Consider the following 13574-nt stretch of genomic DNA (forward strand, 5'->3'; position numbering starts at 1 on the left):
AGTATAATGCAGGAATAAACAGGTTGCGGGGCGCCATGGCCGAATTGATGAACACGCACGAGGTCGCCGAGTATCTCCGCCTCAAGGAGCGCAAGATCTACGACCTGGTCCGCGAGAAGCGGATTCCCTGCACGCGGGTCACCGGCAAGTGGCTGTTCCCCAAGCGGCTGATCGACGCCTGGCTGGCCGAGGGGACCGAGGTTCCCAAGGAGATCGGGCGCCACGCCCGGCCGGCTCCGCCGGTGATCGCCGGCAGCCACGATCCGCTGCTGGAGTGGTGCGTGCGCGAATCCGGCTGCGATCTGGCACTCCTGGCCGGCGGCAGCCTCGACGGCCTGCGCCGCTTCGCCGAAGGCGAGGCGATGGTGTGCGCGCTGCATGTGTTCGACCCTGCCAGCGGCGAATACAACCTGCCGGTGGTCGAGGCGCTGGGCGCCGACGGCGTGCTCATCGAATGGGCCAGGCGCGAGCAGGGGCTGGTGGTGGCGCCGGGAAACCCGCTTTCCATCCGCGCCATCGCCGACCTGGCGCGCCCCGGCGTGCGCGTCGTCCTGCGCCAGCAGGGGGCGGGCAGCCGCATCCTCCTCGAACACCTGCTGGAACGGGCCGGGGTCGCGCTGGAGGCACTGAACGTCCTCGACCAGCCGGCCCGCAGCGAAACCGACCTCGGCCAGGTGATTTCGGAAGGCCGGGCCGACGCCGGCCTGGCGGTGGCCGCCGCCGCCCATGCCTTCCGCCTGGATTTCGTGCCCCTGTGGCAGGAACGCTGCGATCTTCTGATCCGCCGGCGCGACTATTTCGAGGCGCCGGTCCAGGCGCTGCTGGCCTTCGCCCGCACGCCGGCTTTCACCCGCCGCGCCGCCGAAATGAGCGGCTACGACGTCGCCGCCACCGGCCGCATCGTTTGGAACGCTCCCTGAGGCCGATTGGCCTGCCGGGGAGATTCGGCCTCCCATCGGCTTGTCCACCGCATTCCCTGCGGGATGATCCGTTATTCCTGCTTTCCATCTTGATGCGGAAACCCTCGACGAATCATGATACGTCGTCCGCAGGGGGATTCCTGAAAGCCCCCCTTTTGGCTTGAGCGTCCGGTGAATACCGCTTGAATTGGGACGTTCGGCGCGTATGCCCCTCCGACCCGAAAGGTCCGCAGATCCTTCATGTCCAAAGGCAAAGACAGCGGGAGTTCAAAGACGGAAGGCGGCCGGCCGGCCTCGCGGGTCAGCATGCATCAGATCGAGGTGTTTCGGGCGCTGATGGTGGCCAAGACCGTGACGGCTGCGGCCGAGATCGTGCACATCTCCCAGCCGGCCCTCAGCCGGATCATCAAGCGCATGGAGGACCGCGTCGGTTTCCGTCTGTTCGACCGGGTGAAGGGCCGTTTGGTGCCCACGCCGGAAGCGATGGAACTGTACGCCGACGTCGAGATCATTCACAAAAAAATCGACGACCTCAATTTCTCGATCCACCGCCTCGCCACCGGCGAAGACGTCGCCTTTCGCTTCGGGGCATCGCCGAGCCTCGGGAACTCCGTCGTCCCGCGTGCCTTGCGCCAACTGCGCGAGCGCTATCCCCGCCTCGTGGTTCATGTCGACATCGTCGCCCTGAACGAACTCGTCGACTACCTCATGTTGCGGAAGGGTGAATTTGTCCTGACCGTGTTCCCCATCAAGCATCCGATGGTCCGCAATCAGAAGATCGGAGTGGGCCGCATGATCTGCGCCTTTGCGAGGGACCATCGCCTCGCCCGTCAGGAAACGATCTCCGCCCGGGACCTGGCCGATGAGGAAATCATCGGATTCGACGTCGATTCGGCACATGGACGCATGGTCCACGCCATCGCGCAAGCCGCCGGCGTGTCGTTTCGCTTCACCACGTTCGTACGGTTCGCCGAAACGGCGCTCATTCTGGCCGAACAGGGATTGGGCGTGGCGTTGATCGACGAGTTCACGGCGATGGGTGCGCACCGATCGATCGGCGCCACCCGCCTTTTGGCCGACCCCTTCACGCTGACCCTGTACGCCAATACCAGCCTACACCACCCCCTGTCGGCGCACGGAACGGAGTTCCTGCGCATCCTGAAAAGAGAGATTCCCCAGTCGCTATAGTGCGTCGACACGGAATCCCGCCCCCCTTGCGGGCGCGGGTCGGGTTCGCTCGATACCATTACATCATGGCATAGATTTCCGAGGAAACGGACTTGGACATCATGTTCATTTGGGGGGAATCGTACGGCCTGCGGTTGGCGGCGGACTCGATGTCCTGCCCGGCGACTCTCTGAGAAAGTCCGTTTTGTCCAGTCCTGCCGGAGGATATTCATGAAGGCCTTGGTCAAGCCCTCGATGCTGAACGGCATTGCCACGATCCGGGGCAACAAGTCGAACACCATTCGCGCAGTGTTCCTAGCCACCCTGGCGAAGGGACGGTCGGTTGTCCACAATCCTTCGACCGGCAACGACAGTCTCGCCGCCGTCGACGTCTGTCGGAACTTTGGCGCGGAAATCACCTGTGTGGGCGACGCGTGGACCATCGATGGCGTGGGGAGCGCGCCGCGGGTTCCCGACGATATCCTCGATACGCGGAATTCCGGAACGACCTTGGGGTTCACCCTGGCCACCGCCAGCCTCGTCAACGGGTTCTCCTTTATCACCGGCGATCATCAGATTCGCCGCCGGCCTTACGGTGCTCTGTTCGGTTCTCTTGCCGACCTGGGGGCGCTTGTCGTTTCGTCCCGTGGCCACGGTTTGGCGCCGGTTGCCGTGCGCGGCCGTCTGCGGGGCGGCAAGTGTCAGACCTCTGGTTTCAACTCCCAGTGGATCAGCCCGTTGCTGGTGGCCGGACCGGTCACCGACATGGGCGTCGAGATCACAGTCACCGACGAGCCCCTCGAACGCGGATATGTCGACATCACCATCGGCTGGCTCCAGCGCCAGGGGGTGGAGGTCAAGAACGACGGGTATCGTCGCTACCGGATCGAGGGCGGCCAAAGCTATCGGCCCTTCGACGAGGCCATTCCCGGATGTTGGACGTCGGCTGGCTACCCGCTCGTGGCGGCGGCGATCACGGACTCCGACGCCGTTCTTCACGGACTCGACATCGATGATTTCCAGAGGGACAAGAGCATTCTCGATGCCCTGCGCATGGCCGGGGCGGATATCGATACGGCGAATGCCGACGGCGGCATCCGGGTCCGGGGCGGCAGGGAGCTTACCGGGTTCGAGATCGACTGCACCGATTGTCCCGACAATCTGCCCGCCCTCGTGGTCCTGGGAACGCAGGCCAGCGGGAAGACGGTCTTGCGCAACATTCATCATGCGCGTGTCAAGGAAACCGATCGACCGGCCGTCATGGTCGAGGAACTGTCGAAAATGGGCGCGCGGTTCGAGATGACGGAAGACGCCTTGACGATCTATCGGAGCGACCTGACCGGAGCGGCGGTCGACGGCCACAACGATCATCGCATCGTCATGGCTTGTGCCGCGGCCGCACTCGCCGCCAAGGGGGAAACGGAAATCTCCGATGCCGAGTGGACTGCCATCAGCTTCCCGGACTTTTTCCCCCTGATGACGTCCCTGGGGGCGGACATGACGCTCCCCCCGGCAGCCGACTAAGGACGCTTGGCCTGCGGCGAGGCACAGCCTTCAATGCATTACACGACGTAATGATATCGGTAGAAAAAATCATTGGACGTCATGGATTTTGGAACCGTACCTATGGGAAAGCTCGAAATCTCCAAGAGTGACGGAATGGGAGGCAAACGATGAATTTCGGAACGACCGCGGTAAAGGGACGGAGTCTTGTCGTCGGGACTCTGATGGCTTTTGGCCTGGCGACGACGGGCTTTGCCGCCGACTCCTACCCAAAGAGCGACATCAAGGCCGTGATTCCCTTCGGGGCCGGAGGGGGGACCGACACCCTCGCCAGGGCCATCGTGAACCTAGCCGAAAAGGAACTGGGCCAGGCGGTCATCGTCCAGAACAAGCCGGGGGCCACGGGGGCCGTTGCCACCGAATTTGTCCGCCAGCAACCGGCCGATGGCTACACCATCCTGATCGCCGCCGAAAACCAGAACCTCTATCGCACGACCGGACTCTCGAAACTGAGTTTTGACGATTTCGAGCCCGTCATCCTGCTTGGCGAGGCTTATCCCGTCGTGGTCACCCTGCCTGGCGCCAAATGGAAGTCGATTTCCGAAATGCTGGACGAAGTCGGCAAAAATCCCAAGTCGATCAAAGTGATGAATACCGGCCCGGTCGGCATTTCCGGGGTCGTCACCGCAATGTTGGGCAAGGATTTCACCCTCGTCCCCTACAGGGGCGAGGGACCCGGCCTCGCCGGCCTTCTGGGCGGACACGTCGACATCGGGATCGTCAGCATCGGTGCCGTGATCCAGCACGTGGAAATCGGAAATTTGAAGGTTCTCTCGGTCATCTCGGACAAGCGGCTCAAGGCTTATCCCGACTGGCCGGCGCTGGGCGAGGAGCGGCCAGAGTACAAGAAGTATCTTCCCTGGGGCCCTTATTATGGCGTCTATGCCAAGAAGGGAACGCCCCAGCCTGTCCTCGCGAAGTTGCAGGACTCTTTCAAGAAGGCGTGGAGTTCCGACACGTACCAGAAGTTCCTCGATGAGCGCCGCATCGTCCCGTTGGGCTTGATGGGCGAGGCCGCCGTGGCCTACCAGAAGAAGTGGGAATCCGTCACCACGTGGCTGTTGTTCGAGGCCAACGCGGCGAGCGACCCGGCCGCGTTCGGCATTCCCCGGTTGTAGACGGTCTGCGGAATGGGGAGGGGCGCCCAGGTGGCGCCTCTGCCCATTTCTCGGGGGCGAGGATCAAGAAAAAGGTGGGCTCCAGGGAACGAGGGGGCGCACAAGAAGGAGGATGGTCATGTTTGTTCTGGGAAAGCTGAGAAAAATTTCCTTGAGCGCCCTGTTCCTCGTGACCGGGGCCTTCCTCCTCTACTCTTCGCTGTCGATCGACATGAAGGGGGCCGATTTTGTCGTCTCTCCGCGCGTCGTTCCCTTCGGGCTTTCGCTGGTCATGACGATGATTGCGGCGTGGAGCCTGGTTCTCGATATCGTGAAGACGCGGGTGTCGCAGAGCCCTATCGATATCCAAGTCATCAAGACGCTTCTTGGATTTCTGATGATCGTCTTTGCCTACGTTTTCCTGATCAGATCCATCAATTTCCACGTCTTGACGTTCTTTTTCCTGATTGCGGCGTTCTGTTACCTTGGTGCCCGTTCACCCGTCGGGGTGGTCGGCGGGGCCGCTTCCCTGGTCGCCGCCGAGTTCCTGATATTCCAGTACGGCTTCAAGGTTTCGTTTCCATAGGCGCATCACGCTTCGAAAGAATGAAGTCGTAACGAAGAGGCTGTTGGGAACACGGATATCGATATGGATATGTTGGCGAATTTCGCTCTGCCGCTCATGGACCTCGATCTGTTTTTCCTCGTCGGCGTCGGGACGTTCGCCGGCATCTACGTCGGGGCCATTCCGGGCCTGTCGGTGACGATGGCGACCGCCCTTCTCTTGTCCGTTACCTATTCGTGGGACATGCTCGACGCCCTGGCACTGATCATGGGCGTATATGTCGGGGGGGTCTATGGTGGCTCCCGATCGGCGATGCTGCTGAACATTCCGGGCGCGCCGGCATCCGTCGCCACCACCTTCGATGGCTATCCAATGTCGAAGCTTGGCGAGGCCGGATTGGGAATCGGCCTGGCGACGACCATGTCTTTCGTCGGGGGATTGGTCGGCGTTTTCTTTCTGGTGTTTTTCACGCCGCTCATTGCCGGCTTTGCCCTGAAGTTCGATCATCGGGACTACTTGCTGCTGGCGCTCATGGGATTGCTTTTGATCGGGACGCTCAGCCGGGGGGGCTTCCGGCAGTCCATTTTCATTGCCTTTCTGGGGGTGATTATCGGTTTGGTGGGGTTGGATCCCATCACGGCGTCGCCGCGCTTTACCTTTGGGACGCTGGCCCTGTCCCAGGGTATCAACATCGTCGTCGCGATCCTCGGGCTGTTCGGTTTCTCCGAGGTTCTGCTTCAGCTTTCGGAATTGCGCCTGGCGACCCCGGTTGCCCAGGTCGGAAGGACGGTTCCCGAGAGAAAACTGATCTTAAGGCTGCTGCCCTTGTGCCTGCGGACATCTGTGATTGGCGTGTTCATCGGGGCCCTGCCCGGGGTCGGCGGAGAGATCGCCGCCCTTCTGGGATACGATCACGCCAAGCGGACGGTGAAAAATCCGTCCCGGCCGTTCGGGGAGGGCGCCTATGAAGGGGTGGCCGCGCCGGAATCGGCCAACAATGCGGCCATCGGCGGAGCCTTGATTCCGATGCTGACCCTAGGGATCCCGGGAGATGCCGTGACTGCCGTCATCATCGGGGCCCTGGTGATCCACGGATTGAATCCGGGACCGACTCTGATGATCAACACGCCCGAGTTGTTCTATGTCGTGGCGGGGTCGGTTTTCCTTGCCAATTTTTTCCTGCTGGTGTTCGGCTTTTCGGGGATCCAGGTCTTCAAGAAGATGGTGTCGGTTCCCAAGGCGTATCTGCTTCCGGCGGTCACCCTCCTGACCATCATCGGCGCCTACGCCATCAATAACAACGTCACCGATATCTTCTGGGCATTCGGCTTCGGAATTGTCGGCTTCGTCCTCCGCCTCAACGGAATCGCCGTCGCCCCCATGGTTTTGGGAATCATTCTCGGCCCCCTGCTGGACGAAAGCGTGCGGGCGACGCTGATTGCCGACAACGGCCAGCTCGATGTCTTCCTGCTCGGGTTCGTGACGTCGCCGATCAGCCTGGTCCTCTCGTTCGTCATCCTTATGGCTCTGGCCTCCAATATCGGGATCTTCAAGCTCTTCGCGCGGGCGCGGACCTGATCGGACCCAACACGGAATTGGGGCGGCGCCCAGGCTGATTCGCCGCCGCGACGACTTCGAGCCGCCGGTCCAGGCGCGGCTGGCTTTCGCCGGCACGCCGGCTTTCACCCGCCGCGCCCCCGAGAAGGGCGGCTACGACGGTGCCGCTACCGGCCGCATCGTCTGGAACGCGCCGTAATTTCGGTGACAGTGCACTAAATTCGACGGCATTTCCCGTTCCAGGTGGGCGCAGTTGTGGCCGCGAATTTAGTGCACTGTCACCGAAATTTGTCACCGAAATTGCCGGCGACGGCGCTCAGCGCCGGGCTTCGAGGATCAGGTTGAAGGGCGTTTCGGCGGCGCGGCGGAACGACCCGAAGCCGGCCTTGGCGAAGATGCCGGCCAGGCGGGCCTCGCCGGCCTGCGCGCCCAGCACGTGCGAGCCCTCCTCCGAAATGGCGTGCGCGCAGCACAGCGTGGCCGAGGCCGAATAGTAGAGCCGGCCCACCGGGGTCAGGTTGTCCTCGACGTTGTCGTTGGCATAGGGCTCGACCAGCATGATGCGGCCGTCCTCGCCCAGCGTGCGGGCGGCATGGCGGGCGGCGGCCAGGGGGTGCCCCATGTCGTGCAGGCAGTCGAAGAAGCAGATCAGGTCGTAGTCCCGGGCCGCATAGGTGTCGGCCGCCGCCTTCTCGAAGGTGACGCGGTCCTCGACGCCGGCGGCGCGCGCATTGTCGCGGGCCGCCGCGATCGAATCCGGATGGGTGTCGAAGCCCCAGAAGTGCGACTTGGGGAAGGCCTCGGCCATGATGATGGTCGAATGGCCGTGTCCGCAGCCGACGTCGGCCACCGTGGCCCCGGCCGCCAGCTTCTCGGGCAGGCCATCCAGGGCCGGCAGCCATTCCGGCACCAGGCTGCCGCGATAGGCGTTGCGGTAGAAGGCGGCGACCCCGCAGTAAAGGCGATGGTTGTGATCGCCCCACGGAATGCCCCTGCCGGTGCGAAACGCGTCCAGCGCCTTGGCCTCGTCGAACCACATGGAGGCCGGCACCTGCCAGGCCGACGGGATGTAGACCGGGCTGGTGTCGTCGGCCAGCACGATGGCCTGTTCCGGGGTCAACTCGTAGGAACCGCTCGACGGATGATAGCGTACATAGCCGCCAGCCGCCTGGGCGTTCAGCCACTCGCGGACATAGCGTTCGGCGCAGCCGCTGCGCGCCGCCAGTTCGTCGGAGGTCAGCGGGCCGGCGCCGGCCATGGCTTTGTAGAGGCCGAGCTTTTCGCCCAGGCTGACCATCACGCCGCCATAGCCGGCGGCGAGATCGGTCACCACTTTATCCAGGAAGGTAGAGAGTTTCTGTTGGTCGATCGTCATAGCCGTTTTCCTTCGTCTCTGGCGGGCCCCGGCGGGGCCCATCGATGCCAAGGGTGACGGCGGCGATGCCGCAAAACGAGAGCCGGACCCGCCAATAGCGGTCCGTTCGTGCCAGGGGGATGCATCATGAGCGCGGATCGAGGAACGCTGCACGTCAGCCTGGTCGCCATTCCCGAGGCGGCGATCTCGACGTTGAGCGGCATTTACGACGTGTTGAACGCCCTGCGGCTGCTGTCGGGATTTAGCGACGCCATCCCCGAGCGCTCGCCGATCGCCGTCGAAATCGTCGGTCTTCGGCGCGGAAACGTGGATCTGGCCAGCGGGCTGCCGATGCCGGTCCAGCGCGCCATCGCCGAGATCGAGGAAACCGATATCGTCATCGTGCCTTCGCTGCTGGTGCCGGGGGGAAACTGGCAGGCCGGCCGCTACGACGGGCTGGTCGACTGGCTCAAGGCCATGTACGCCCGCGGCGCCACCCTGTGCTCGGCGTGCTCGGGCCTCTATGTCCTGGCCGAAACCGGCCTGTTCGACGGCCGCGACTCCACCATCCACTGGTCCTATGCGGCCGGTTTCGGCAAATCCTTTCCGGCCGTCCGGCTGCATCCCGAACGCGTGCTGATCGCTGCCGGCGACGATGGGCGGCTGATCACCTCCGGCGCCTCGACCTCGTGGCACGATCTCGTTCTGTATCTGATCGCCAGGCATGCCGGGCTGGCCGCCGCGCAGGCCATCACCAAGTTTTTCGCCCTGCAATGGCACCAGGAGGGACTGGCGCCCTACGTGGTGTTCAGCGCGCCGACCGATCACGGCGACGCCGCCGTCGCGCGCGTGCAGGCCTGGCTGGCGACGAACTATTCGGTGGCCAGGCCGGTGGAAGAGATGGTGCGCCGCTCCGGGTTGACCGAGCGCAGCTTCAAGCGGCGGTTCACCAAGGCGACCGGCCATTCGCCCATCGCCTATGTCCAGCGCCTGCGGGTGGAGGAGGGCAAGCGGCGGCTGGAGCGCACGACGGCGCCGATCGAGGAGATCGCCTGGCAGGTCGGCTACGAGGACCCGGCCTTTTTCCGCCGGCTGTTCCGCCGCCTGGCCGGCATTTCGCCGGGCGCCCACCGCCGCACCTTCCAGATGCCGGCGAGTGTCGGCCCGGCGCCGGCCGGGCGGGCCTGATGTCGGGGCCTTACAGCCCTCCGCCGGCCGGCCCGAAGCGCAGGGTCATGTCGCCGCCGGCCCAGGCGGAGAACAGGCCCTTGCCGCGCAGGTCCTTCAAGGTGGCGGCAAGTTCCGTCTTGCCGGGGAAGCGGGCGGCGTAGGGTTCGGCCCAGTCCCACATGGAGGGCTTGATGGCGTCGGCGCCGACCACGCTTTGCGCGACGTTCACCCTGCGGGCCACGATGTCGGGGTCGCGCATGGCGGCGGCGGTGTAGGCGACGAGGCGGTGCAGCGCGCCGTCGCCGACGGCGTAAAGGTCGATGCCGTTGGCCGCCGCGATCTCGGCGGCGACCGCCAGGGGTTCCAGCGCGAAGCGGTGGTAATGCGTGGCCTTGGAGGCCCGCTTGAGCTCGTGCGGCAGCGAGCCGTCGGCGTCGATGTTGCTGCCGATCACCCCCTTCAAGGCGGCGACGGACCAGTCGACGAGGCCGGCATCCTGCACGGCGACGCCGGTGGAGAGCGCCGCCAGCGCCGCCCAGTTGAGGTGGTTGTTCTGCTCGGCGAACGGCTTGGCGGCGTAATAGGGGATGGTCGCCCAGGCGATGGCGGCGAACCACGCCTCGACGGCGCGGCGGCGTTCCGGCCCGATCTCGGGGGCGTCGGCCAGCAACGCGTAGTTGAGCGACAGGGTGGTCAGCGTCCACTTGCGCTCGTAGGCCCCCTGGTGGGTCACCTCGCCCAGCATGGCGCCGGCCGCGGCCCAGGTCTCCATCCAGCCGAACAGGCAGGCGGCGAGCTTGGGGTCGCGCGGGCTGGCCTTGATGTAGCGGTCGCCCAGGCGGGCGATGCCGGCGGCGAGTTTATCGAAGGGTGCCGCCGCCTGGCGGCGGGCCTCGTAGGCCGCCGGGTCGACGATGGAATGGGTGGGATCGCCCTTCTGGTAGAACGGCTCGACCTTGACGTCGCGCACCGGCGCCGGCGGCTCGGGGCAGGCGAAGGCGGCGTCGCCGGGCTTGCCGATCAGGGCGCGGCGGGCGGCGACATCGGGCGCGGCGCGATAAGGACGCGTGGCGCCGCTCGGCGGCGGGGCGGCGGCGTCGAGCACGCAGCGGCGCGGGCCGCGCGGCCCCTCGGCGTGCATACGGCCGCCCGCGACGCGGCCCTCATAGCGGATCGGCTTTTCGATGTCGGCCCAATAGCGGCCCTCGATGGTGAGCGCGCCGTCGGCGGTGACGCCGACAGCCATGCGTTCGTAATTGCGCTGGCCGGCCACGCCTTTCTCCGAGATGAAGCGGCCGCCCTGCAAAACGAAGGCTACCGCCTGGGAAAATCCCGGCGAGGCGCCGGAGGCCTCGCAGGCGATGGTTCCGGTGTACAGGCCGTCGAAGGGCGCCGCCGCCGTGGCCGGCACCGACGCCAGCCACCCGGCCATGCCGAGGATGAGGGATCGTTCCGCCCGGGCCATTTTTTATCCCCTATCGGGCCGGCGGCGCCTATCCCAGCAGCAGGGCGTCGTCGTCCAACTCCTGGCCGCGTACCTTCTCGAACATGTGGAGCAGGTCCTCGACGGTCAGTCCCTTGCGCTCCTCGCCGATGACGTCGAGCACCACCTGGCCCTCGTGCAACATCACCGTGCGCTCGCCGACGTCGAGGGCCTGGCGCATGCTGTGCGTCACCATCAGCGTGGTCAGCTTGCGCTCGCCGACGATGGTCCGCGTCAGGTCGATCACGAAGGCGCCGATCTTGGGGTCGAGCGCCGCCGTGTGCTCGTCCAGAAGCAGGATCTTCATCGGGTTCATGGTCGCCATCAGCAGGCTCACCGCCTGCCTCTGGCCGCCCGACAGCAGCTCCATCGGATCGTCGAGCCGATCCTCCAGCCCAAGGCCGAGGCGGGCCAAACGCGCGCGGGCCTCCTCGCGCAGCGTCTTGCCGACCGCCGGGCGAAAGCGGCGGGAGCGGCCGCGGGCGCCGGCCAGGCCGAGGTTCTCGGCGATGGTCAGGTTGGCGCAGCTTCCCGCCATCGGGTCCTGGAAGACGCGGGCCACCAGTTCGGACCGCCTGTGGGTCGGCCACGGGGTGACGTCGGCGCCGTCGATCAGCACGTGGCCCGAATCGAGCGCGGTTTCGCCCGACAGCACGTTCAACAGCGTCGTCTTGCCGGCGCCGTTGCTGCCGATGACGGTGACGAACTGCCCGGTGGGGATGGCAAGCGAGATGCCGCGCAGGGCCGGCGTCTCCATGGGCGTGCCGCGGCCGAAGGTGACGCTGAGGTCCTTGAGCTCGATCATTTGAGCGGCCCGACGATGCGCGTGTCGCCCTTCAGTGCTCTTTTGACCGGCGCGCGCACGCTGGGCAGCACCATGGCGGCGGCGACCAAAAGCGCGGTGATGAGGTTCAAGTCCTGGGCCTTGAGCCCGATGAACTCGGCATTGAGCGCCAGGGCCACCGCCAGGCGGTAGAGCAGCGAGCCGGTAACGCAGGCGAGCGTGGCCAGGAAGATGGTGCGCGGCAGGATCACCGCCTCGCCGCCGATGACGGCGGCCAAGCCCACCACGATGACGCCGACCCCCATGGTCACATCGGCCGCCCCCTGGCTTTGCGCGAACAGCGCGCCGGCCAGCGCCACCAGGGCGTTGCTGATGGCCATGCCGAGCAGGGTATAGAAATCGGTGTTGATGCCCTGGGCCCGGGCCATGCGTGCATTGGCCCCGGTGGCCCGCATGGCGAGCCCGATTTCGGAGTTGAGGAACCAGTCCATGGCCAGCTTGGCGGCGACGATGAGCACGAAAAGGGCGGCCGGCACCGCCACGTAGGTGGAAATGCCCAGCGCGTCCAAGGGGCTGAACACGGTGGTCTCGCCCAGAAGCGCGATGTTGGGCCGGCCCATGATGCGCAGGTTGATCGAATAGAGCGCGATCATGGTGAGGATGCTGGCCAGCAGGTGCAGGATCTTGAGCCGCACGTTGAGCCAGGCCGTCATCAGCCCGGCCGCCGCGCCGGCCACGCAGGCCGCCAGCGTGGCGAGGAAGGGGTTGACGCCGGCGCCGACGATCAGCACGGCGGAAACCGCCGCCCCCAGCGGAAAGCTGCCATCCACCGTCAGGTCCGGGAACTGCAGAATGCGAAACGACAGATAGACGCCCAGCGCGACCAAGCCGAAGATCAGCCCGGTCTCGAGGGTGCCGAGGAAGGCGATCAGGCTCATCGGAAGACCTTGGTCGCCTCGCCGACCATGGCGTCCGGCACCTTGACCCCCATTTTGGCGGCGGAGGCCAGGTTGAGCCACAGGTCCATCTTGCGCACGCCGGAAACCGGGATGTCGCCGGGCTTCTCGCCCTTGAGGATGCGTGCCACCACCTCGCCGGTCTGACGGCCGACCTCGTAGTAGTTGAAGCCCAGCGCCGCGACGGCGCCGCGTTCCACGGAATCCGTATCCCCGGCGAAGACCGGGATCTTGGCGTCGATGCCGACCTTGACCACCGCCTCGAAGGCCGACACCACGGTGTTGTCGGTGGGCACGTAGAAGGCGTCGACCTTGCCGATCAGCGAGCGGGCGGCGGCCAGCACCTCGCTCGATTTGGGCGCGGCGCCTTCCTGCACCTCGATGCCCGCCGCCTTCGCCGCCTCTCGCAGGGCCTCCAGCGAGGAAACCGAATTGACCTCGCCCGGGTTGTACAGGAATCCCAGGCGCTTCACCCCCGGCGTCAGGCGCTTGATCATGGCCAGGTGCTTGTCGACCGGCGCCATGTCCGAGGTGCCGGTGACGTTGGCGCCCGGCTTTTCCCAATTGGAGACCAGCTTGGCCGAAACCGGGTCGGTGACGGCGGAAAAGACGATCGGCAGCGTCTTGGTCGCCGCCACCGCCGCCTGGGCCGACGGCGTGGCGATGGCGACGATGACGTCGGGGGCGTCGCCCACGAACTTGCGGGCGATCTGCACGGCGGTCGCCATGTTCCCCTGGGCGCTTTCGTATTGCCATTTCAGCGTCTTGCCGGCGACGAAGCCGGCCTCGGCCAGCACGTCCTGGACGCCCTGGCGGCAGGCGTCCAGCGCCGGATGCTCGACGATCTGGGTGATGGCGACGGATTTCTCGGCGGCCTGGGCGCCGGTGGCGACGATGAGCGCCAGGGCGGCCGCGGCAAGGCGGATGACGGTCATGGATAGTCCTCGGGTCAGATCCG

General features: G+C 65.6%; 12 protein-coding genes. 7 read left to right on the top strand and 5 right to left on the bottom strand.

The genetic code is table 11. The features are described from left to right. Nucleotides 1-35: 35 nt before the first annotated feature. The 6 genes from ODR01_RS10075 to ODR01_RS10100 all read left to right on the top strand — a co-directional run bounded on the left by ODR01_RS10075 (nt 36) and on the right by ODR01_RS10100 (nt 6890). Nucleotides 36-920, top strand: a complete 885-nt coding sequence (locus tag ODR01_RS10075) for a helix-turn-helix transcriptional regulator (protein ID WP_316977515.1) — start codon at nt 36-38, stop codon at nt 918-920. 240 nt (nt 921-1160) lie between these two features. After that, nucleotides 1161-2108, top strand: a complete 948-nt coding sequence (locus ODR01_RS10080) for a LysR family transcriptional regulator (protein ID WP_316977516.1) — start codon at nt 1161-1163, stop codon at nt 2106-2108. 210 nt (nt 2109-2318) lie between these two features. After that, on the top strand, nt 2319-3611 hold the full coding sequence (gene aroA, locus ODR01_RS10085) for a 3-phosphoshikimate 1-carboxyvinyltransferase (protein WP_316977517.1): 1293 nt from the start codon (nt 2319-2321) through the stop codon (nt 3609-3611). 149 nt (nt 3612-3760) lie between these two features. Further along, nucleotides 3761-4768 (top strand): Bug family tripartite tricarboxylate transporter substrate binding protein, encoded by a 1008-nt coding sequence (locus tag ODR01_RS10090; protein WP_316977518.1) that lies wholly within the window; start codon nt 3761-3763, stop codon nt 4766-4768. A gap of 118 nt (nt 4769-4886) precedes the next feature. After that, nucleotides 4887-5333 carry a tripartite tricarboxylate transporter TctB family protein gene (locus ODR01_RS10095; protein WP_316977519.1) on the top strand — a complete coding sequence of 149 codons (447 nt, stop codon included), beginning with the start codon at nt 4887-4889 and terminating at the stop codon, nt 5331-5333. A 63-nt stretch (nt 5334-5396) separates the two neighbouring features. Beyond that, nucleotides 5397-6890, top strand: coding sequence for a tripartite tricarboxylate transporter permease (locus tag ODR01_RS10100; RefSeq protein WP_316977520.1), 1494 nt, complete (start codon nt 5397-5399; stop codon nt 6888-6890). Nucleotides 6891-7185: 295 nt separating this feature from the next. Here the strand turns inward: ODR01_RS10100 and ODR01_RS10105 are convergent, their stop codons facing one another. Beyond that, nucleotides 7186-8244 carry a class I SAM-dependent methyltransferase gene (locus tag ODR01_RS10105; protein ID WP_316977521.1) on the bottom strand — a complete coding sequence of 353 codons (1059 nt, stop codon included), beginning with the start codon at nt 8242-8244 and terminating at the stop codon, nt 7186-7188. Nucleotides 8245-8370: 126 nt separating this feature from the next. Here ODR01_RS10105 and ODR01_RS10110 point away from each other — a divergent pair, with 126 nt between their 5' ends. Next, entirely contained in the window at nt 8371-9411 is a 1041-nt protein-coding gene (locus ODR01_RS10110; RefSeq protein ID WP_316977522.1) for a GlxA family transcriptional regulator, read from the top strand. Between the two features lie 10 nt (nt 9412-9421). Here ODR01_RS10110 and ODR01_RS10115 read toward each other — a convergent pair whose 3' ends face one another. Genes ODR01_RS10115 through ODR01_RS10130 form a run of 4 tightly spaced genes read right to left on the bottom strand, consistent with a single transcriptional unit; the run spans nt 9422 to nt 13551 of the window. After that, nucleotides 9422-10858, bottom strand: a complete 1437-nt coding sequence (locus tag ODR01_RS10115) for an alginate lyase family protein (protein ID WP_316977523.1) — start codon at nt 10856-10858, stop codon at nt 9422-9424. 28 nt (nt 10859-10886) lie between these two features. Next, entirely contained in the window at nt 10887-11681 is a 795-nt protein-coding gene (locus ODR01_RS10120) for an ABC transporter ATP-binding protein (protein WP_316977524.1), read from the bottom strand. Further along, nucleotides 11678-12598: an ABC transporter permease gene (locus ODR01_RS10125; protein ID WP_316977525.1), complete on the bottom strand. Its 921-nt coding sequence runs from the start codon at nt 12596-12598 to the stop codon at nt 11678-11680. Before ODR01_RS10125 ends, ODR01_RS10120 begins: the two co-directional genes overlap by 4 nt. Beyond that, nucleotides 12595-13551, bottom strand: a complete 957-nt coding sequence (locus ODR01_RS10130; RefSeq protein ID WP_316977526.1) for an ABC transporter substrate-binding protein — start codon at nt 13549-13551, stop codon at nt 12595-12597. The genes ODR01_RS10125 and ODR01_RS10130 overlap by 4 nt, the downstream gene beginning before the upstream one ends. Nucleotides 13552-13574: the final 23 nt, after the last annotated feature.

Source organism: Shumkonia mesophila, assembly GCF_026163695.1.
Taxonomy (GTDB): domain Bacteria; phylum Pseudomonadota; class Alphaproteobacteria; order Rhodospirillales; family Shumkoniaceae; genus Shumkonia; species Shumkonia mesophila.